Here is a 19,972-nt window from a genome sequence, read left to right on the forward strand (position 1 = left end):
ACCCTTCCCCCCGTGTCCACCCCCGCCACATGACCCAAAAGCCACACAGCAAAAGCAGCAGGAAGCCAAAAGGCAACCTAACTTCTCTTCCCTCAACAGATGCACAGCTTGAATGAACAAGATCCCGTCCCTGGCCAGTACCCTGACCAGAAGCACCATCGCATCGCTGCGTGGAAGAGATCGGCGCCGTATGGCGGGGCGCAGCATCTAGTGGCTTTCACCACCGAGTGCAACCCCGCTTTCCAGCGCACCGTCCGGGAACCATCGGCTCCGTTCTGGTGAGGCGGCTTTTACGGGCGGGGCCGGGGGGTGTCAACGATACCCCGTCACCAAACGGACATGGCAGCCATGACCGCCACGCCGTTGACACAAACCTCTTCTCGTCACGCAGCCGAAGCGGTCAACCCGTTGACTTCATTCGCCTTCGCCCAGATGGTCCGCCCCCTCACCGCCCGGACAAGACCACAGCATGACGCCAGCGACCCGCCTCGCCCTCTCGATCTGCGCCCTTCTCGCCGCCCCTCTCGCGGCCGCCGCAGCATCGGAACCTCCGGCCGAGGCGCAGCGCGTCCTGACCGTCCGCCGGGGCGATACCCTTGGCGAGCTCCTCGCCGGCGCCGGCGTCAGCCAGGCGGAGGCGCATGAGGCGATCGCCGCCCTCCGCCCCGTCTTCCCGCCCCGCGGCCTCGCCGTGGGGCAGGAGGTCGGCCTCCGCCTCGACCCCGATCGCGACAACGCCCTCCTGTCGCTGGAGATCGAGCCCGCCCCCGGCCGCACCATCGCGCTTCGCCGCCAGGCCGATCGCTGGGTGGTGGAGGAGCAGGTCATCCCCCGCCAGCGCCACCTCGCCCGGATCGAGGCCCCCATCATCGGCGGCGTCTACCTGACCCTGACCCGCGCCGGCATGCCCGCGCCGCTCACCCATTCGCTGATCCGCGCGCTCTCCCATGAGGTGGACTTCCAGCGCGACATCCAGCCGGGCGACCGCATCGCCGTCGCCTTCGAACGGCTGCGCGCCCCGGATGGCGACCTGCTCGGCCATGGCCAGCTGCTGCACGCCTCCCTCACCCTCTCGGGCCGGGAGCTTTCCGTCTGGCGCCATGTCGAGGCGGATGGCGACGTCGCCTGGTACCATGCGGATGGCCGCCCGCTGGCCGGCGGTTTCCTCCGCACGCCGCTCGATGGCGCGCGCCTCACCTCCGGCTTCGGCATGCGCCGCCATCCCGTGCTCGGCTTTTCCCGCCGACATGAAGGCCTGGACTTCGCCGCCCCCCCGGGCACGCCGATCTACGCGGCCTCCGACGGGGTGGTCGCCGCCGCGCGGATGGAACGCGGCTATGGCCGCACCGTGCGGCTGCGCCATCCCGGCGGGGTGGAGACCGTCTATGCCCACATGTCCCGCTTCGCCCGCAACCTGAAGCCGGGCGACCGCGTGCGGCAGGGTGACGTGATCGGCCATGTCGGCTCCTCCGGCATGTCCACCGGCCCGCACCTTCACTATGAGATCCGCCTGGCCGGCCGCGCCCAGGACCCCGCCCGCGCCGCCCTGCCGGCCGGGGAGCGCCTGCGCGGCCCCGAACTCGCCGCCTTCCATGACCGGCGGCGGGAGCTGACCCGCCAGATGGCGCAGATCGCCTCCGGCCGGACGGAGGTGGCGCTGGCGGGCGATTGATCGCCCGCCAGCCTTTTTCCCCCTTGGGGCGGGCGATTGATCGCCCGCCAGCCTTTCCCCCCCTTGGGGCGGGCGATTGATCAGCCCCCGGCCAGGCTCTCCGCCAGGTTCGGCTCCGTCGCCAGGCGGCTCGGCAGCAATTCCCCCCGCCGCTCCAGCAGCGGGTGGGCCACCATCGCGAAATGCGCGCCGATGCGGCGCAGGTCCCGCACCGCATCCAGCAGCAGCCCGGCCGCGGCGCCACCCTCCGCGGCGGAACGGTCGGCGGCCTCCGCCATCCGGCGCAGCGCGCTGCGCTCCGCATCCCGCAGCGCCTCCTTCTCCCGCACCAGGCGCCGCGCGGCTTCCGCATCCTCCCGGATGAAGACCGCGACGGCCAGGCGCAGCTGCGCCTGGAGGCGCAGATGCAGCCCGGTGATCTCGGCCGCGATGTCGCCGGGCAGCACCAGCCCGCGCCGCGTCCATTTCTGGGCGAGGCCCAGCAGGTCCCGCTCCAGCACATCCCCCGCATGTTCCAGGCTGACGGCGAAGGCGCGGATCTCGGCCAGCCGGCGCGCATCATCCTCCCCCAGCGTCTCCTGCGGGATGCGCGCCAGGTAGCCCTGCACCTGGCGGTGCAGCCGGTCCACCTGGTCATCCAGCCGCTTGGCCACCTTGGGCCGCTCCCGGTCCCCCTCCTGGAAGGCGGCGGTGGAGGCCGCCAGCATCGCCTCCACCGTATCCGCGATGCGCAGCACCTCCCGCGCCGCATTCGCCAGCGCCACGGGCGGCGTCTCCAGCGCATCGGGGTCGAGGTAGCGGGCCGCCGCGGGGTCCTCGGCCGGCGGGCGGTCCGGCACCAGCCGTTCCAGCCCCCGCGCCAGCGGCCCCAGCAGCGGCCAGGCCAGGATGGCGGTGCCGAGGTTGAAGGCCAGGTGCGCCTGCGCGGCGAAGATCGCGCCCGGCTCCGCCTCCAGCACCGGCAGCAGCGGCGGCATGGCGCCCAGCACCAGCACGGCGCCGGCCACCCGGTTGGCGATGTTGCCCAGCGCCACGCGCAGCCGCGCCCGTTCCGGCCCGGCCTCCCCCAGCGCGCCCAGCAGCGGGTTCACCGCGCTGCCGATATTGGCGCCCAGCACCATGGCGATGCAGGCCTCCGCCCCCAGCAGGCCGGATGCGGCCAGCGAGGCGATGAACAGCATGGCCGCGACCGAGGAATGCGCCGCCCAGGCCAGCAGCGCCGCCACCACCAGGTTCGGCAGCGGCATGTCGGCGAAGACGCCGACCAGCGCCCGCAGGGTGGGGGATGCCTCCACCGGCGCCATGCTGGCGGAAAGCAGGTGCAGCGAGATCAGCATCAGCCCGACGCCGATGAAGACCCGGCCGATATCCTTCCCCCGGCTGCCGCTGCTGCGCCGGAAGGCGACCACCCCCGCCAGCACCAGCGCCGGCGCCAAGGCGGAGACCTCGAAGGACAGGGCGAAGACGATCAGCGCGGTGCCGATATTGGCCCCCAGCATGGCCGCCAGCGCGGGCGCCAGCGCCACCCCGGCACCGGCCGCGAAGCTGCCCACCATCAGCGCCGTCGCGGTGGAGGATTGCAGCGCCGCGGTGGCGAACAGCCCGGCCAGCACGGCGCGCACCCGGCTGCCCAGCGCCACGCCCAGCCCCTGGCGCAGCCGCATGCCGAAGGCCCGCTGCACCCCGGACTGCACCATGTGCAGGCCCCAGAGCAGCAAGGCGGCCTCGCCAGCCAACTCCACCAGCAGCAATGCCTGGGACAAGGCCTCACCCCTCTGTCATAAAACTGAAACAGAGAGATTAGGCCCAGAAGGGCGCACCGGGGAAGGCGCCGCCTTCCCCGGACCCCATCCGCCAGGCCCGAGACGGGCCTGGACCGTCGTCGGTCAGGCGGCCTGCTTCAAGGCGGGGCGGACTTCGAGGCCGTCGGGGCTGGCCGTCACGCGCAGCACCGCGCCATCGCCGACCGTGCCTTCCAGCAGCAAGCCGGCCAGGCGGTCCTGCAGGCTGCGCTGGATCACCCGCTTCAGCGGCCGGGCGCCATAGGCCGGGTCGTAGCCCGCTTCCGCCAGCCATTCCCGCGCGCTGTCATCCAGCTCCAGCGTGATGTGCCGGTCGGCCAGCAGCTTGCGCAGCCGCACCAGCTGGATATCGACGATATGCGCCATGTCGCCCCGCGCCAGGCGGCGGAACAGCACCACCTCGTCCAGCCGGTTCAGGAATTCCGGCCGGAACCGCTCCCGCACCGCCCGCATCACCGCCGGCCGCGCGGCCTCGATATCCGCACTCTCCGGCAGTTCGGCGATGGCCTGGCTGCCGAGGTTGCTGGTCAGCACGATGATGGTGTTGCGGAAATCGACCGTCCGCCCCTGGCCATCCGTCAGGCGCCCATCATCCAGCACCTGCAGCAGGATGTTGAAGACGTCCTCATGCGCCTTCTCCACCTCGTCGAACAGGATCACCTGATAGGGCCGCCGGCGGATGGCCTCGGTCAGCGCGCCGCCCTCGTCATAGCCGACATAGCCCGGGGGGGCGCCGACCAGGCGGCTGACGGCGTGCTTCTCCATGTATTCGGACATGTCGATGCGCGTCATCGCGCGCTCGTCATCGAACAGGAAGCTGGCCAGCGACTTCACGAGTTCGGTCTTGCCGACGCCGGTCGGGCCGAGGAACAGGAAGCTGCCGATCGGCCGGTTCGGGTCCTGCAGCCCCGCGCGGGCGCGCCGCACGGCCTTGGAGACCGCCTCCAGCGCCTCCTCCTGCCCCACCACGCGCTGGCGGAGCTGGTCTTCCATCTTGAGGAGCTTGGCGCGCTCCCCTTCCAGCATCTTCTCCACGGGAATGCCGGTCCAGCGGCTGACGACGCCGGCGATGCCTTCCTCCGTCACCGCCTCGTTCACCAGCCGCGCATCGCCATCGCCCGTCGCCGCGATCTTCTTCTCGAGGTCCGGGATCAGGCCGTATTTCAGCTCCCCGGCCCGGGCATAGTCGCCGCGCCGCTCCGCGAGTTCCAGCTCGGTGCGCGCCTTGTCCAGCTCCTCCTTGGCCTTCTGCGTCTCGACGACCTTGCCCTTCTCCGCCTCCCAGCGCTGGGTCAGGGTCCGACTCTCTTCCTCCAGATCGGCCAGCTCCTTTTCGAGCTTAACCAGACGGTCGCGACTGGCGGAATCCTGCTCCTTCCGCAGCGCCTCGCGCTCGATCTTCATGCGCATGAGGTCGCGGTCGATCGCGTCCAGCTCCTCCGGCTTGCTGTCCACCTGCATGCGCAGGCGGGACGCCGCTTCGTCCACCAGGTCGATCGCCTTGTCCGGCAGGAAGCGGTCCGTGATGTAGCGGTTGGAGAGCGTGGCCGCCGCCACCAGCGCGCCATCGGCGATGCGCACGCCGTGGTGCAGCTCATACTTCTCCTTGATGCCGCGCAGGATGGAGATGGTGTCCTCCACGCTCGGCTCGCCCACGAAGACCGGCTGGAAGCGCCGCGCCAGCGCCGCGTCCTTCTCCACATGCTTGCGGTATTCGTCGAGCGTGGTGGCGCCGACGCAATGCAGCTCGCCCCGCGCCAGCGCCGGCTTGATGAGGTTGGAGGCGTCCATCGCCCCATCCGCCTTGCCCGCGCCGACCAGCGTGTGCATCTCGTCGATGAAGAGGATGACGTCGCCGGCGGCCTGCTCGACCTCCTTCAGCACGCCCTTGAGGCGTTCCTCGAACTCGCCGCGATACTTGGCGCCGGCGACCATCGCGCCGAGGTCGAGCGCCATGACCTTCTTGTCCTTCAGCGCCTCCGGCACGTCGCCGCGGATGATGCGCAGCGCCAGCCCCTCGACGATGGCGGTCTTGCCGACGCCGGGCTCGCCGATCAGCACGGGGTTGTTCTTGGTGCGCCGCGCCAGCACCTGGATGGTGCGGCGGATCTCCTCGTCCCGCCCGATGACGGGGTCGAGCTTGCCCTCGCGCGCCAGCGCCGTCAGGTCGCGCGCATACTTCTTCAGCGCGTCGAACTGCTCCTCGGCATTCTGGCTGTTGACGGTGCGGCCCTTGCGGAGGTCGGCCACCGCCTTCTCCAGCCGCTGCGCATCGGCGCCGGCCAGGCGCAGCGCGCGGCCGGCCTGGGTGTCGCTGGCGGCCAGCGCCTGCAGCAGCCGGTCCTGCGCCACGAATTCGTCGCCGGCCTTGGCCGCCAGTTGCTGCGCGCCATCCAGCACGCGGACGATATCCGGCATGAATTGCGGCTGCTGGCCCGCGCCGCCGCCCGTCACCTTGGGCAGCTTCGCCAGCTCGCCTTCCACGGATTGCCGCGCGACCTTGGGGTCGCCCCCCGCGGCGGTGATCAGCCCGGCGGCGGCACCCTGCTCATCGTCGAGCAGCGCCTTCAGCAGGTGTTCGGCGGTGACGCGCTGGTGGTAGTCCCGGATCGCGATGGTCTGCGCAGCCTGCAGGAAACCGCGCGCCCGGTCGGTGAATTTCTCGATGTCCATTCGCATGTCCCTCTCTGGAGCGGACTGGCTCCCCAAGCCCCCGATCGGGCGGCAAGGGTTTGCCTTCCGCCTTGATGTGGTATGCGGCGCGGCGGGGCTTCAAGAGGATGACCCATGCGTGTCGAACGGATCACCCGCTTTCCCGTGAAGGGTCTGACCGGGGAGTTGATGGATGTCGTTGACATCGAGGCGGGCCAGGGCCTGCCGCATGACCGCCGCTTCGCCTTCGCCCAGGGCGACAGCCCCTTCGACCCCGCGGCGCCGGTCTGGATGCAGAAGCGCCACTTCGCCTGCCTGATGGCCAATGCCGGCATCGCCGCCATCCGCTCGGCCTATGACCCCGTGACGGGCATGCTGCTGCTGATGGCCCCGGGTTTTCCCCATCTGGCGGTGGACCTCGCCCTGCGCGGCGACCGGGAACGGGCGGCGGCCTGGATGACCGCCTATCTGGGCCCGGAGGCCCGCGGCTCGCTCCGCCTGGCGGAGGCCCCGGGCCATGCCTTCACCGACATCGCCGCCAAGGCGGTCTCGATCATCGGGCTCAGCAGCGTGAAGGCGCTGTCGGAGAAGGTCGGCATGGAGCTCGACCCCACCCGCTTCCGCGCCAATATCCTGTTCTCCGGCGCCGCCCCCTTCGCGGAGCTGGACTGGGTCGGGCGGGAATTCCTCGTCGGCGGGACACGAATGAAAATCTTCAAGCGCACCCAGCGCTGCCCGGCGACGGAGGTGAACCCGGAAACGGCGGTCCGGGACGCCAAGCCGCAGAAATGGCTGCGGGAGCATTACGGCCACGCCGATATGGGCGTCTATGCGGAGGTGCTGGAAGGCGGCCGGGTCGCGGTCGGCGACGCCCTGGAACCGCTCCAGGCTGACCTGCTCGGATAGCAGAAGGGCCGCGCCCCCAGCCGGGGCGCGGCCCTCTCAACCTTCCAGCTGACGAAAGGTCAGCCGACGATCTCGGCGCCGGCGAAGAAATAGGCGATCTCGATCGCCGCATTCTCCGCGCTGTCGGAGCCATGCACGGAATTCGCCTCGATGCTCTCCGCGAACAGCTTGCGGATCGTGCCCTCGGCGGCGTTGGCCGGGTTGGTGGCGCCCATCAGCTCGCGGTTCTTCGCCACGGCGTTCTCGCCTTCCAGCACCTGCACGACGACGGGGCCGGAGATCATGAAGCTGACCAGGTCGTTAAAGAAGCCGCGCTCGCGGTGCACGCCGTAGAAGCTCTCGGCCTGGGCCTTGGTCATCTGGATGCGCTTCTGGGCGACGATGCGCAGGCCGTTCTTCTCGAACACCGCGTTGATCGCGCCGGTCAGGTTGCGGCGGGTCGCGTCGGGCTTGATGATGCTGAAGGTGCGCTCGATGGCCATGGGGCGTTTTTCCTGTTGTGCGGGTGCGAAAGCTGGCGCCGGATAAGGGGGGAACGGTTCCGGCGCAAGCCCCGGGGCCGGCGGGCAGCCCTGCCGTCAGGGCGCCGGGGCGCCGAACAGCCAGGCCGCCAGTTCCACCAGCCCGGCCAGCAGCCAGGGTGCCTTGGCCATGATCGCGGCCAGGGTGATGAACCCCACCACGACCAGCGCCGCCAGATTGACCACCACCCGCCAGGGCTGCCGCACCGTATCGGCCACCAGCCCGCCCAGCACCCGCAGCAGCCCCTCCAGCGTCCCGAAATCCCTGAGCCGCATGCCACCCTGGCCCTCCGCCGGGCTACGCGCCCCGGCGCCTTCCCTGTATGAACCGCCGCCATGACCGTCATCGCCATCCGCAGCCTGACCATCCGCTTCGGCGGCCGCACCCTGCTCGAGAATGCCGACCTGATGCTGGATGCCGGCCGGAAGATCGGCCTGGTCGGGCGGAACGGCGCCGGCAAGTCCACCATGCTCCGCGCCATCACCGGCGACCTGCAGCCCGATGGCGGGGAGATCAGGCTGGCCGCCCGCGCCAAGATGGGCGTCGTCGCCCAGGAAGCCCCGGGCGGCGAGACCACGCTCCTCGACAGCGTGCTGGAAGCGGACACCGAACGCCACGCTTTGCTCCAGGCGCTGGAGGACCCGGCCCAGGCCCACCGTGTCGCGGAAATTCACGAAAGGCTCATCGACATCCGCGCGGACAGCGCCCCCGCCCGCGCCGCCACCATCCTGTCCGGCCTCGGCTTCGATGCGGAAGCGCAGGCCCGCCCCCTCTCCGCCTTCTCCGGCGGCTGGCGGATGCGCGTCGCCCTCGCCCGCGCCCTGTTTCCGGAACCCGACCTGCTGCTGCTGGACGAGCCCACCAACCACCTGGACCTCGAAGCCACCATGTGGCTGGAGGGGTGGCTCGCGAAATTCCCCGGCGCGGCCATCGTCGTCAGCCATGACCGCGGGCTGCTGGACCGGGCCGTGGACGGCATCGCCCATCTCGACCAGCAGAAGGTCACCTTCTACCCCGGCAATTACGAGAATTTCGTCCGCGTGCGGACGGAGCGCGCCGCCCAGCAGGAAAGCCAGCGCGTCAAGATCGCCGCCCAGCGCGCCCATATGCAGGCCTTCGTGGACCGCTTCCGCGCCAAGGCCACCAAGGCCCGCCAGGCGCAATCCCGCCTCAAGGCCCTGGCCAAGCTCCCGGTGATCGAGGCGGTGGTGGAGGATGCGGCCAGCACCTTCTCCTTCCCCGAGCCCGAGGAACTGCCGCCCCCGATCCTGGCCATCGAGAAGGCCGATGCCGGCTATGGCGGCCCGCCCATCCTGAAGGGCATCGATCTGCGGCTGGACCAGGAGGACCGGATCGCCCTGCTGGGCGCCAATGGCAACGGCAAGTCCACCCTGGCGAAGCTCGTCGCCGGCCGCCTCGCCCCCCAGCGCGGCACGGTGCGCCGCTCCTCCAAGCTCCGCGTCGGCTTCTTCGCCCAGCACCAGTCGGAGGATCTGGACCCGACGGGCACGCCGCTCAGCCACATGCAGGCCGCGCTGCCCACCGCTACCATCCAGCAATGCCGCGCCCAGCTCGCCCGCTTCGGCCTGAACGCCGAACGCGCGGAGACGCGGATCGAACGCTGCTCGGGCGGGGAGAAGGCGCGCCTCCTGCTCTCCCTCTGCACGCGGGACGCGCCCCAGCTGCTGATCCTGGACGAGCCGACCAACCACCTCGACATCGATGCGCGGGAGGCGCTGGTCCGCGCGCTGGCGGACTACAAGGGCGCGGTGCTGCTGATCAGCCACGACCCGCATCTGGTGGAACTCGTGGCCGACCGCCTCTGGCTGGTGGCCGATGGCAAGGTCACGAGCTTCGACGGCGACATGGACGAATACCGCGCCCTGCTGGCCGAACGCGCCCGGGGCAGCGGCGGCGGCGGCGCCGGAGAGCGTGCGCCGACCGACCGCGCCGCCCGCGCCCAGGCCCGCGCCCAGCTGGCACCGCTCCGCGCCCGGCTCAAGGAGGTGGAGAAGCTGATCGAGCGCCACACGCTGGAAGGCAGGCTGATCGAGAAGAAGCTCTCCGACCCCGAGACCTATGCCTCCCGCAAGGCGCAGGACATCGCCTGGGCCACCACGCGCCAGGCCTTCCTGGCCCGCCAGATCGCGGCGCTGGAGGAGGAATGGCTCGCCATCTCCGAACAGCTGGACGCTGCCTGATCGTCACGATCGGGTGAGGCTGCGGGCGCGGCCCTTCCCGCCGCGTGACCGGATCGGGGACCCTGGCCGCAACCAACACCTTGGAAACGCTGTTGTCCCTCCGCCGCGTCAATGTCGCGATCCTCGCCATCGCGGGCGTCTTCCTGGCCTCCCTGGTCGGCATCCGCATGGCTTTCCTGGAACAGGAACGCGTCGCGGCGCTGGAACGGGCGGAGATCGGCACCCGCGAACTGGCCCGGCTGCTGGAACAATACGCCCGGCGATCCTTCGAGACGGCGGACCTCGTCTCCAACCGCGTGGCCGACCGCGTCGCCTCCCTCGGCGGCCCCGCCGCGGTGGTGGGTGATGAGGGCTTCCATGACTGGCTGCGCGACCTCTCCGCCCGCTCCGCCGGCGACTACATCATGGTGGTGGATGAGGGCGCGCGGCCGGTCGCGCTGAACAGCCTCTTCCCCGCCCCGGACCTGGATTTCCGCGACCGCCGCTGGTTCCAGGCGCATCTCGCCGGCAATGACCGCCATGTGGGGGAGGCGATCTACAGCCGCGTGACGCGGGAGATCCTGTTCACCTACTCCGTCGCGATGCGCGATGCCGATGGCCGCCTGACCGGCGCGGTGCAGATCGCCCAGCGCCCCGGCTTCTTCCAGCAGCAGGCGGAGGCCAGCGAGATCGGCCAGGGCACCGTGCTCGCCATGCTGGACATCGAGGGCCGGATCCTCGCCCGCACCGGCATGACGCGGGAGACGGTGGGCCGCGCCATCGCCGTGGCGCCGCCGAGCGCCACCAACGCGGCGGGCACGCTGCGCATCCCCTCCGCCCTCGATGGCGATGCGCGCATCATCTCCTACCGCCGCCTGGCGGACTGGCCCGTGATCGTCGCCGCCAGCGTGCCGGTGGACAGCGCGCTCGCCCCCTTCCGCGCGGCGCTGGTCTGGTCCGGCAGCATCGTCGGCGCCGTCGCCGTCGCCATCATCCTGCTGACCGCCATCGCGCTGCGCCTGGCGCGGCGGGAGGAACAGGGGCGGGAGGCGCTGGCCCGCGCCAATGCCGCGCTGCGCGACGCGGCGACGGAGCTGGAGCAGCGCGTGGCGGAGCGCACCCGGGCGCTCGCCACCGCGCGCGACCAGCTGGCGGAGAGCGAGCACCGCTTCCGCGCCATCTTCAACAGCACCTTCCAGTTCATCGGCCTGCTGGCGCCGGACGGCACGGTGCTGGAAGCGAACGACGCCGCCCTCGCCTTCGGCGGCGTGACGCGGGAGGAGGTGGTCGGCCGCAGGCTGTGGGAGGCCCGGTGGTTCGAGATGGGGGAGGCGGTGCAGGACCGCCTGCGCGCCGCCATCGCCGCCGCCGCCGCCGGCACGCCCCAGCGCTATGAGGAGGTGGTCCGCGGGGCCGACCGCCTGGCCGCCATCGACTTCTCCATCCGCCCGCTGCGGGACACGGAGGGGCGCATCACCCTGCTGGTGCCCGAAGGCCATGACCTGACGGAGCTGAAGGCCGCCGAGGCAAGGCTGCGGGAGGCGCAGAAGATGGAGACGCTGGGCCAGCTGACGGGCGGCGTCGCGCATGACTTCAACAACCTGCTGATGGCGGTGCTCGGCAACCTGGCGCTGCTGAAGAAGCGGCTGCCGGAGGATCCCCGCCTGGCCCGGCTGCTGGATGGCGCGCTGCAGGGGGCGGAACGCGGCGCGGCGCTGACGCAGCGGCTGCTGGCCTTCGCGCGGCGGCAGGAACTGCGCCCCGCCGCGGTGGACCTGGCGGCGCTGGTGCTCGGCATGCGGGGCCTGCTGGAACGCTCCACCGGCCCCGGCGTGCGGATCGGGGTGGAGCTGCCGCCCGGCCTGCCCGCCGCGCTGGTCGATGCCAACCAGCTGGAACTCGCCCTGCTGAACCTGGCGGTGAATGCGCGGGACGCCATGCCGGGCGGCGGCACGCTGGCGGTGACGCTGGCGGAAGCGCAGGCCCCCTCCCCCGGCGCGCCGCCCGGCCTGGCGCCGGGCGCCTATCTGCGCCTCGGCGTGCGGGACAGCGGCACGGGCATGGATGCGGCGACGCTGGCGCGCGCGGTGGAGCCCTTCTTCACCACCAAGGGCGCCGGCCGCGGCTCCGGCCTCGGCCTGTCCATGGTGCAGGGGCTGGCGCAGCAATCCGGCGGCGGCCTCGCCCTGGCCAGCACGCCCGGCCAGGGCACGCTGGCGGAGATCTGGCTGCCGCGCGCCGGCCAGGCCGCCGCCGCGCCCCGCCCCGCGCCGCCGGATGCCCTGCCCGCGGTCGAGGCCAGGCGGGTGCTGGTGGTGGATGACGATCCGCTGGTGGCCGCCGGGACGGCGCTGATGCTGGAGGATCTCGGCCATGGCGCGCTGATCGCCCGCTCGGCGCAGGAGGCGATCGAGCTTCTCGCCCGCGACCCCGCCATCGACCTGGTGCTGACGGACTACGCCATGCCGGGCATGAACGGGCTGGACCTGGCAGGGCTGCTGCGGCGCGACCATCCGGGGCTGAAGGTGGCGCTGGCGACCGGCCATGCGGAACTGCCGGCGACGGAGACGGATTGGCTGCCCCGCATCAACAAGCCCTATGGGCAGCGGGACCTGGCGCGGCTGGTGGCGCGGCTGACGGCGGCCTGAGCCCTCACTCCGCGCCCATCATGGCGCCGCGGGCGGGGGCCACCTGCTCCTCCGCCAGCGTCCGGCGCAGGAAGGTCGGCCACAGCGCCCAGGCGGTGCCGGGCTCGGCGGGGGTATCGGCCAGGGAATCCGCCCCGGACCCGGCATGGCGGGCCGCCCGCGCATCCCGCGCCGCGCCGGCCCCGCTTCCCCCCGGTGCCTCGGATGGCCCGGTATCCGCCCTTCTTCCCATGGCGTTGTCCCCGCGGATGTACCGCCCCGCCATCCTGGCGAAGCGCCGGCGGCTTCCGCAACCCGGCGCTGCATCCGCTGCCGCAAGCGTGATGGGTCGTTGCATTTTCGTCACAGCACGCCGCCGCTACACTCCGACATCGAGGACGGCATCCCCCCGTGCGACGATGGGGGGCGGGATGGAACCGTCCTGGTCCGGCGCCATTGCCCGCCAGGACGCAGGCCGGTGGTCCCGCGCCCCCGCCGGGGCGCATCGCCCGGCCACGGGCCTTCGTCACGCCGCATCGATGCAGGAGGCCGCCGCCATCGTCGCCACGCCCATGCCGCCACCCGCCGCCCGCGGCGCGCCGAGCCTGCGGGCCCGCCTGCTCGCCCTGGTGGCGCTGCTGGTGGTGGCGCTCATCGGGCTGGGCGGCCTCGCGGTCTGGCAGGCGCATGCGGAAAGCCGCCGCCAGGCGGGGGACCGGCTGCTGGCCGCCGCCCGCGCCATGGCGCACCGGATTGACCTGGAATTCGCCCGGGCGGAAGCGCTGCTGACCGGCTTCGCCGCCCAGCCCGGCCTGGCGGAGGGCGATGCGGCGGCCTTCATGGCGGCCGCCGCGCGGCTCGGCCCGCTGCCGGATGGGCGCGTGCTCGCCATGGCGCGGATGGGCGAAGGCCAGGTCGCCAACACGGCGATGGGGATCCTGCCCGGCCCCACCCCCATCCCCCCGGCGCTGGCGGAGGCGCTGGCCCGCGGCGGCACCGCCATCTCCAACCAGTATCGCGGCACGCTCAGCGGCCGCCCCACCGTCGCGGTGGCCATCCCGTTGCCCGCCGGGGCGGACCCGCCCCGCCTCGCCATCGGCCTGTCCCTGCCCGGGGAGGCGATCGCCCCGGCGCTGGGCGACGCACCGCTGCCGCAGGGCGCGGTGGCGGGGCTGATGGACCGCCGCGGCATCATCATCGCCCGCAGCCGCGACGCCGCCGCCGCCATCGGCCAGCCCGCCGTGCCCGCGCTGGTGGAGGCGATGGCGCAGGCCGGCGAAGGAGTGGTGGAGGGCATCGCCAACCGGGACGGGGAGGTTTCGGTCATCGCCTTCGCCCGCGCCCCCGTCTCCGGCTACGGCGCCGCCGTCGCGCAGCCCGAGGCGGTGTTCGAGGCCGGGCTGCGGGAGGCGCTGACGCGCCTGCTGCTGAGCACCCTGCCCGTCGCCGTGCTCGGCCTCGGCATCGCGCTGCTGCTCGCGCTCCGGCTGCGCCGGGCGCTGGCGGCGCTGTCCGCCATGCCGGACAGCATCCCCCCCGCCGGCCTGGCGCCGGGCCCGAAGCTGGCGGAGGTGCAGGACCTGGCCCGCGCGCTCGCCGCCGCCGATGCCGCGCGCACCGCCACCGAAGCGGCGCTGCGCGAACGCACCGCCTGGCTGGAACAGGCCCAGCGCGCCGCCGCCGTCGGCACCTGGCGCTGGGATTTCGCCACCGGGGAGCTGCGCTGGTCGGAAGCGATGTTCCGCCTCTATGGGCTGGACCCCGCCACGCAGGGCCCGCCCAGCCTGGCGCTGTGGCGCAGCCACCTGCTGCCGGAGGACCGCGCCGCCGGCATCGCCGCGATGGAGCGCGCCCGGCTGACCGGGCGGCATGAGGCGGAGGCGCGCATCCGCCGTGCCGATGGCGCCATCCGCTGGATCCGTGCCAGCGGCGCCGTCGAATACGGGCCGGACGGCACGCCCGAGCGCCTTGTCGGCGCCAGCCATGACGTGACGGAACAGCGCCTGCTGGCGCAGGAGCGGGACGCCCGGATCGCGGAGAAGGACCTGCTGGTGCAGGAGATGCACCACCGCGTGAAGAACAGCCTCCAGCTCGTCCAGGGGCTGCTGCTGCTGCAGGCCCGCGGCGCCGCCGACCCCGCGCTGGCGGCCAAGCTACGGGAAGCCGCGGGCCGCATCGTCTCCATCGCCGCCGTCCATCGCCGCCTCTACGAAGGCGCCCCCGGCATGGCGCAGGAAGTGGCCGAGCATCTCCGCGCGCTGGTCGAGGATCTGGGCCACTCGCTCGGCTCCTCCGGCCGCGCCATCGACCTCTCGGCCGCGCCCGGCCTGCGCCTGCCGGCGGGGCAGATGGCGGCGATGGGGCTGCTGGTCACGGAACTCGTCACCAATGCGCTGAAGCACGGCGCCGGGCGCATCGCCGTGCGCTTCCAGCCCGGGCCGGCCGGGGCGGTGCTGGAAGTGGCGGATGAAGGCGCGGGCTTCCCCCCGGGATTCGACCCGACGCAGTCCCGCGGCCTCGGCATGCGCGTCGCCCTCGCCATGGCGCGCCAGCTGCGCGGCGCGCTGGCGGTGCAACCGGGCCCCGGGGGATGCGTGGTGGTGCGGCTGCCGCCCTCGGCCGAAGCGCCGGAGGACGCTGTCCAAATTTCCAACTAAATCGTTAATATTTCGTTGTCGACTTGTTCCGCGGCATCGAGTCATCTACCCTTCGCGGCGGAGGGTCTCATGGTCGTCGCCGCGGTCATCCTGGTCTCCCTGCTGCTGCTGCCGGGCGTGATCGCCGGGCTCATCGTGCGGCCGCTGTTCATCACCCCCGCCTTCACCACCCCGCCGCTCTCGACGCATGACATCCGCTATGTGCTGAACCAGCACAGCGCCGGGCTGTTCGACATCGTCATGCGCGCCGTCGTCGCGGAAGTCGCGCTGGGCTTCCTGGCCGGCAGCGTGGCGGTGACGCTGGCGCGCATGGTGCTGGCGCGGGAGAGGCTGATGCCCGTGGCCTATGCCGTCAGCATGGCGCTGGCCGGGCTGCTGGTCTTCGACCAGGCGCCATCCGTGCTGCGCTACGGCGTGTCCGAGGCCGCGGTCGCCATGGCGACCTACCTGGCCGGCATCAGCGCGGGCATGATCGTCGCCGCCGCCTTCGCGGACAGCAAGGCGCAGCGCGCGGTGGGATAGGGCATTTTCGAGTCGGGCGGCATCGCCCGGCGACCCGGACAATGCGCGGAAACAGATGTCCAGGCCGGGTCAGCTTCCCAGGCGCCGCAGGAAGGCGCCGTGCACGAAGCCGTCCTGCACGCCATCGCCCTGCAGATCCACCAGGCGCCAGTCGCCTTCCTCCCGCAGCACGCGCAGCTTCGTCCCCGGCGGCAGCTTCCCCACCACCGCGAAGGCCGGGCCCGGCCCGCCGCGCAGGTTCAGCTCGTCCCGCACCACCACCTCGAACTGGCCGAGGTCACGCTCCGCCAGGCTGCCCGAACCCGCCGCGCCGCCGCCCAGCGCCTGGAAGCGCCGCATCGGGAAGGCCGGGCCGGGGTCCACCTTGCGCGTCGGCGCGATGTCGTCATGGCCGACCACCTCCTGGATGGTCGGATAGGCCTCCCGCAGCGCGAGGGTGATGGCCTCCACCGCGCGCAGCTGCGGCTCCGGGAAGGCCTCCCACCCCATCTCGGGCCCGCCATTGCGGTGCCGCGCCACCACCACCTGCTCGGCCGTGAAGACGCGGCCCAGCCCGTCCCGCGTCCAGCCATCGCCGGCGCGCCGGTCGAGGAAGCCGAGATTGGCGATCTCGATGCCGATGGAATGGCCGTTCAGCCCGTTGAAGCCCCGCCAGGTGGAGGGGCCGGCATGGAAGGCCTCGGTCGTGAACTCCACCGTCTGGATGATGGAGCCGTCGCGCTCCACGAAGAGATGCGCGGAGAGGCCCCGATCCTTGATGGCGCGGACGGAGCCCAGCGCGGAGCCGCCGGCGGTGTAGTGCATGACGATGAAGCGCGGCGTGATCTTGCCGCCGACATGCGGCGTGGCATCGAAGGGCACGCCGTCCAGCCTGTTGCGCTTGACCTGCATCGCCCGCCCCCACCGCCTTGCGCGGCCGGAACGTTAACGCCGCCCGGCGGTGTCCTGCAACCCTGGCGCGCGTTGCCGCGCGGCGAATCGCGTCAGGCTTTCTTCTCCCACCCCCGCGGCCCCTGCTGCCAATAGGCCAGCGCATGCCCCGCCGCCTTGGCCGCCTTCCAGCGCCCGCGCGCCGCCGCCACCGCCGCCTCATCCCCGCCATCGAACAGGTCCAGCACCCGGTCGAAGGCCTCGAGATGCGCGCTGCTCGTCCCCTCCAGCAGGAAGAGGAAGCGCGCCCCGTTCGGGGCCTCCCCATCCTCCGTCGTCAGCCAGATCGGCTGCAGGGCGGCATGGCCCATGCGGGGCGTGCCATGGGGCAGCCAGTCCGGGTCCGGGCAGGTCCAGAGCGTGGCGTCCAGCGCCTCCAGCCGCTCCTGGGACGCCAGCCGCACCATGGCCCGCCCGCCCCCCGCCAGCACCCGGCCCAGCAGCTTCGGCAGCGCCTGTTCCAGCGGCGTGCGCGTCAGGTGGTAGAAGCCGTATTCCGCCATCAGCCGCGCGCCCCCGGCGCGGCGTGATGGTCCGCCTCCTCATGGTGCATCGCCACCCAGCGATCCAGCAGCCGCGCGCCGAAGCCCGTGGCCCCCGCCGGGCCCAGCGCATGCGCCCCGTCCTGCGTATCCACCCCCGCGATGTCGAGATGCGCCCAGGGCACATCCCCCACGAAATGCTCCAGGAAGGCCGCGGCATGGCAGGCATCGGGCAGCAGGCGCCCCGCCTGGCACTGCCGGAGATCGGCGATGTCGGAGCGCAGATCCTCCCGGTGCCGCTCCCCGATCGGCAGCGGCCAGAGCGGTTCGCCCACCGCCTCCCCCGCCGCGGCCAGGGCGGCGGCCAGCGCGCCGTCATTGCCGAACAGCCCGGCGCGATGGTGGCCGAGCGCGGTCACCACCGCCCCCGTCAGCGTCGCGAGATCGACCACCGCGCGCGGGGCATGGCGCGTCACGGCGTGATGCAGCGCATCGGCCAGCACCAGGCGCCCTTCCGCATCGGTGTCGATCACCTCCACCGTGCGGCCCGACCCCGTGCGCAGCACGTCGCCGGGGCGGTAGGAGGCCGCGCCCGTCGCATTCTCCGCGATGGCCAGCACCGCGACCGCCGGGCAGGGGGAGTTGCGCCGCGCGAGGGCCAGCATCGCCCCCGCGCAGGCCGCGGCCCCCGCCATGTCCGCCCGCATCGCCTCCATCCCCTGCGCCCCCTTGATGGAGATGCCGCCGGTGTCGAAGACGAGGCCCTTGCCCACGAAGGCGACCGGCGGCGCCACCAGGCTGCCCTTCCAGCGCAGCGTCACCAGGCGGGGCGGGAAGGCGCTGCCCTGCCCCACGGCCAGCAGCGCGCCATAGCCTTCCCGCGCCAGGCGCTTGCGGCCCCAGACCTCCACCTCGATCCCGTGCCGCGCCAGGCCGCGCAGGCGGCGGACGAAATCCCGCGTGGTCAGCACATTGGCGGGCTCCGTGGTCCAGTCCCGCGCCACCAGGCAGCCCTTCACCGCCGCCGCCGCGCCCCGCCAGGCCGCCCGCGCCGCGCCGGGGTCATCCGCCAGCACCGTCACGGCGCGGGGCGGCGCTTCCTCCGCCGGCCTGCGGCGGTAGCGGTCGAAGCGCCAGGCGCCGAGCGCCATGCCGGCCGCCAGCGCGGCGGCGTCCCCGGCGCCGAGGCCGCGCGCATCCAGCACCGCATCGCCCGCCTTCAGCGCCAGCGCGGCGGCGGCGCCCGCCCTTTCCCAGTCCAGCGCCCGCCCCGGCGTGCCGAGCCCGAGCAGCAGCGGCCCGCCCGCCAGGTCCAGCACCGCGCCTTCCTCCGCCCGGAAGCCGGCGGCCCCGGCGGCCGCGGCCCAGGGGGCGGGCGGCGCCGCGCCGGCGGCCAGCGGCAGCACCAGCCGCCCGCCCAGCGGCGCGGTCCTGCGGAAGCGGACGGCCAGCATGGCCCGGCCTCAGCCCTCGCCCATCTCCGCCACCAGCCGGTCCAGCATGCGCACGCCGAAGGCGGTCGCGCCCTTCGGCACCGTCGGCTGGTCCTTGCTGCTCCAGGCCGTGCCCGCGATGTCGAGATGCGCCCAGGGCATCGGCCCGTCCTTGGTGTTGACGAAGCGCTGAATGAACTGCGCGGCGGTGATGGACCCGCCCGGCCGCCCGCCGACATTCTTCATGTCCGCGATGTCGGAGCGGATCTGCTTGTCATAGGCATCGCCGAGCGGCATGCGCCACGCCTTCTCCCCCACCGCCTGGCCGGCGGCCAGGATGCGGGCGGCAAGGTCGTCATCATTGCTGAACAGCCCGGCATGCTCGTGGCCGAGCGCGATGATGATGGCGCCCGTCAGGGTCGCGAGGTCGATCATGCAGCGGGGCTGGAAGCGTTCCTGCGCGTACCAGATGACGTCGGCGAGCACGAGGCGCCCCTCGGCATCGGTGTTGATCACCTCCACCGTCTGGCCACTGTAGGTCTTCACCACGTCGCCCGGCCGCTGCGCGGTGCCCGACGGCATGTTCTCCACCAGCCCCACCAGCCCGACCACGTCGCATTTGGCGCGCCGTCCCGCCAGCGCGGCCATCAGCCCGACCACGGTGCCGGCGCCGGCCATGTCCCACTTCATGTCCTCCATCCCGCCCGCCGGCTTGATGGAGATGCCGCCGGTGTCGAAGGTGACGCCCTTGCCGATGAAGGCCATGGGCTTGGCGCCGCGGCGGTTCTTCGGCGCGCCCTTCCACTGCATCACCACCAGGCGGGGTTCGTGCTGGCTGCCCTGCGCCACGCCGATCATCGCCCCGAAGCCGAGTTTCGCGAGTTCCTTCAGCCCCATGACTTCCACTTCGACGCCGAGCTTCTCCAGCCCCCGGCAGCGTTCGGCGAATTCGATGGGGTGCAGGATGTTGGGCGGCTCGCTCACCAGCTCCCGCGTCAGGAAGACGCCATCCGCCACGGCGCGCATCGGCGCGAAGGCCTGCTTGGCGGCGTTGGGTTCCGCCGTCGCGATCGCCAGGCGTTCCAGCTTCGGCTTGTCCTCCTCCTTCTCCCGCGTCCGGTAGCGGTCGAAGCGCCAGGCGCGCAGCAGCGCCCCAAGGCCGAGGCTCGCCGCCAGGGCGGGGGGCAGCGCATCGGCGGCCACCGTCGCCTCCCGGTCCTGGGCCAGGGCGCCGATCAGCGCGCCGCCCGCCGCCTCCGCCGCCGCGGCGTCCAGCTCCGCCTCCTTCCCCAGGCCGACCGCGACGACCTTGGTGAAGCCCCCCAGCGCCCAGAGGGTGGTCGCCTGGCCCTTCCGCCCCTTGAAGCCCGCGGCCTCCAGCGCCCGGGCCAGCGCGCCGCCCGCCTCCTGCTCCGCCTGCGCGAAAAGGCCCGCCGGCGCCGCGCCCTCCGCGATCGGGAGGACCAGCGTGCCGGACTTGGGGAGGGCGGCTTTGACGAAGGCGATGTCGGGCATGGGGTGCGGCGTCCGTCCGGCTTGTTCGCCGCCAGACTATCATCCCCGCCGCCGCCGGTCACAACCGGGGAA

The 19,972-nt window shown here is 72.8% G+C and carries 15 protein-coding genes; 6 read left to right on the top strand and 9 right to left on the bottom strand.

Annotated features, from left to right (window positions below):
• Nucleotides 1–469: 469 nt before the first annotated feature.
• Nucleotides 470–1,672, top strand: coding sequence for a M23 family metallopeptidase (locus tag JJI54_RS00005; protein ID WP_203069691.1), 1,203 nt, complete (start codon nucleotides 470–472; stop codon nucleotides 1,670–1,672).
• 80 nt (nucleotides 1,673–1,752) lie between these two features.
• Here JJI54_RS00005 and JJI54_RS00010 read toward each other — a convergent pair whose 3' ends face one another.
• A complete protein-coding gene (locus JJI54_RS00010) occupies nucleotides 1,753–3,435 on the bottom strand; it encodes a Na/Pi cotransporter family protein (RefSeq protein WP_203069693.1) in 1,683 nt (560 codons plus the stop codon).
• 123 nt (nucleotides 3,436–3,558) lie between these two features.
• The gene (gene clpB / locus JJI54_RS00015) at nucleotides 3,559–6,147 is read right to left on the bottom strand and encodes an ATP-dependent chaperone ClpB (protein WP_203069695.1); all 2,589 of its coding nucleotides are present in this window, start codon (nucleotides 6,145–6,147) and stop codon (nucleotides 3,559–3,561) included.
• A gap of 114 nt (nucleotides 6,148–6,261) precedes the next feature.
• Here clpB and JJI54_RS00020 point away from each other — a divergent pair, with 114 nt between their 5' ends.
• Complete coding sequence (locus tag JJI54_RS00020) at nucleotides 6,262–7,032, top strand: MOSC domain-containing protein (protein WP_203069697.1); 771 nt, start codon at nucleotides 6,262–6,264, stop codon at nucleotides 7,030–7,032.
• Nucleotides 7,033–7,091: 59 nt separating this feature from the next.
• On the opposite strand, the gene ndk is transcribed toward JJI54_RS00020, so the two are convergent.
• On the bottom strand, nucleotides 7,092–7,514 hold the full coding sequence (gene ndk, locus JJI54_RS00025; RefSeq protein WP_203069699.1) for a nucleoside-diphosphate kinase: 423 nt from the start codon (nucleotides 7,512–7,514) through the stop codon (nucleotides 7,092–7,094).
• Nucleotides 7,515–7,610: 96 nt separating this feature from the next.
• The gene (locus tag JJI54_RS00030) at nucleotides 7,611–7,829 is read right to left on the bottom strand and encodes a hypothetical protein (protein ID WP_203069701.1); all 219 of its coding nucleotides are present in this window, start codon (nucleotides 7,827–7,829) and stop codon (nucleotides 7,611–7,613) included.
• 60 nt (nucleotides 7,830–7,889) lie between these two features.
• On the opposite strand from JJI54_RS00030, the gene JJI54_RS00035 reads away from it, so the two are divergent.
• Entirely contained in the window at nucleotides 7,890–9,755 is a 1,866-nt protein-coding gene (locus JJI54_RS00035; RefSeq protein WP_203069703.1) for an ABC-F family ATP-binding cassette domain-containing protein, read from the top strand.
• A 92-nt stretch (nucleotides 9,756–9,847) separates the two neighbouring features.
• The gene (locus tag JJI54_RS00040; protein WP_203069705.1) at nucleotides 9,848–12,382 is read left to right on the top strand and encodes an ATP-binding protein; all 2,535 of its coding nucleotides are present in this window, start codon (nucleotides 9,848–9,850) and stop codon (nucleotides 12,380–12,382) included.
• A 4-nt stretch (nucleotides 12,383–12,386) separates the two neighbouring features.
• Here the strand turns inward: JJI54_RS00040 and JJI54_RS00045 are convergent, their stop codons facing one another.
• Nucleotides 12,387–12,614: a hypothetical protein gene (locus JJI54_RS00045; RefSeq protein ID WP_203069706.1), complete on the bottom strand. Its 228-nt coding sequence runs from the start codon at nucleotides 12,612–12,614 to the stop codon at nucleotides 12,387–12,389.
• Between the two features lie 286 nt (nucleotides 12,615–12,900).
• Between JJI54_RS00045 and JJI54_RS00050 the strand changes: the two genes are divergently transcribed.
• Nucleotides 12,901–15,018, top strand: coding sequence for a sensor histidine kinase (locus JJI54_RS00050; protein WP_203069716.1), 2,118 nt, complete (start codon nucleotides 12,901–12,903; stop codon nucleotides 15,016–15,018).
• Between the two features lie 69 nt (nucleotides 15,019–15,087).
• Entirely contained in the window at nucleotides 15,088–15,540 is a 453-nt protein-coding gene (locus JJI54_RS00055) for a hypothetical protein (protein ID WP_203069718.1), read from the top strand.
• A gap of 69 nt (nucleotides 15,541–15,609) precedes the next feature.
• Here JJI54_RS00055 and JJI54_RS00060 read toward each other — a convergent pair whose 3' ends face one another.
• From JJI54_RS00060 to JJI54_RS00075, 4 genes are all read right to left on the bottom strand, one after another.
• On the bottom strand, nucleotides 15,610–16,431 hold the full coding sequence (locus JJI54_RS00060) for an N-acetylmuramoyl-L-alanine amidase (protein WP_203069720.1): 822 nt from the start codon (nucleotides 16,429–16,431) through the stop codon (nucleotides 15,610–15,612).
• Nucleotides 16,432–16,523: 92 nt separating this feature from the next.
• Entirely contained in the window at nucleotides 16,524–16,973 is a 450-nt protein-coding gene (locus tag JJI54_RS00065) for a DNA polymerase III subunit chi (protein ID WP_203069722.1), read from the bottom strand.
• Nucleotides 16,973–18,406 (bottom strand): leucyl aminopeptidase family protein, encoded by a 1,434-nt coding sequence (locus JJI54_RS00070; protein ID WP_203069724.1) that lies wholly within the window; start codon nucleotides 18,404–18,406, stop codon nucleotides 16,973–16,975. The genes JJI54_RS00065 and JJI54_RS00070 overlap by 1 nt, the downstream gene beginning before the upstream one ends.
• Before the next feature lie 9 nt (nucleotides 18,407–18,415).
• A complete protein-coding gene (locus tag JJI54_RS00075; RefSeq protein ID WP_203069726.1) occupies nucleotides 18,416–19,900 on the bottom strand; it encodes a leucyl aminopeptidase in 1,485 nt (494 codons plus the stop codon).
• Between the last annotated feature and the right edge of the window lie 72 nt (nucleotides 19,901–19,972).

This window comes from Falsiroseomonas ponticola (assembly GCF_016805305.1).
In the GTDB taxonomy this organism is placed as follows: domain Bacteria; phylum Pseudomonadota; class Alphaproteobacteria; order Acetobacterales; family Acetobacteraceae; genus Falsiroseomonas; species Falsiroseomonas ponticola.